This is a genomic window from Apibacter muscae (assembly GCF_007845595.1).
GTDB lineage: Bacteria > Bacteroidota > Bacteroidia > Flavobacteriales > Weeksellaceae > Apibacter > Apibacter muscae.
The window spans coordinates 1-862 of the sequence record NZ_SELI01000009.1 but is presented as its reverse complement, the minus strand read 5'-3'; the positions used below and the strand labels follow the sequence as shown (position 1 = coordinate 862).

At 28.3% G+C, this 862-nt stretch carries 1 protein-coding gene; it reads right to left on the bottom strand.

Features of this window, described 5'->3' with window-relative positions:
* Window positions 1-318: 318 nt before the first annotated feature.
* Window positions 319-666 (bottom strand): helix-turn-helix domain-containing protein, encoded by a 348-nt coding sequence (locus tag ETU10_RS00140; RefSeq protein ID WP_146309251.1) that lies wholly within the window; start codon window positions 664-666, stop codon window positions 319-321.
* Between the last annotated feature and the right edge of the window lie 196 nt (window positions 667-862).

Below are 862 nucleotides of genomic sequence, written 5' to 3'. Positions count from 1 at the left end.
GGAAAGTTTTCCAGAGACTTTAAGAAGTCTTTAGGGTTTAGGTTTTTGTTTTCATTTGAAAAATCATTGTTAAGATTTTCATTTGAATTTTTTGTGTTCATGATTTTTGAGAATTTAGGAAAATATATAACCCGCACAACTTAGGTGTCCTACGCTTCTCAGAGCGTTACAGGCGTTTCCACTACTGCCACCATATTATACGGGTAGAAATTTAATTTTAAAAACATAATCTGAGAATTTAGGAACCGTAAAGATATAAAATAAAAAAACCGCTGATAAAAAAATCAGCGGTTATATTTTAAAATATATACTTAAAACCTATTTAATAAAAGCCTGTTTAGTTTTAAAATTCTGAATATAAGTATCAATTACATCAAAAAGAACCGATTTAGTTTTATCATCCATATTTTGAATATTATTAATCCTATTAACCGTTTCCTTATCAAGAGAAGCAGAATTGCTTTTACCCACTAAAAAATCCACAGTTACTCCAAAAACATCTGCTAATTTTACAACCATATCAATAGAAGGCACACTTTCATTTCTTTCATATCTAGAGATAATTTCCCTAGAAGCAGAAATATTTTTAGCTAACTCCATTTGAGACCATCCCCTTTGCTTTCTAAGTAAAATAATTTTGCTAGCAATGTTAACCTCATTACTCATAAAAGTATCAATTTACATAATAAGAGCAAATATACGAGTAATAGGCTTCATAAAAAAGCAGTAGGTTATTTGTTTATTTGAGTAATGAATAATATATTTGCGTAATGCATTACACAAAAAAATATTTTTAAAAAACTTAGTCACCCCAAAACAATAAGTTATGACTATAGCAGACATTAAGCAAAATCTAACCATA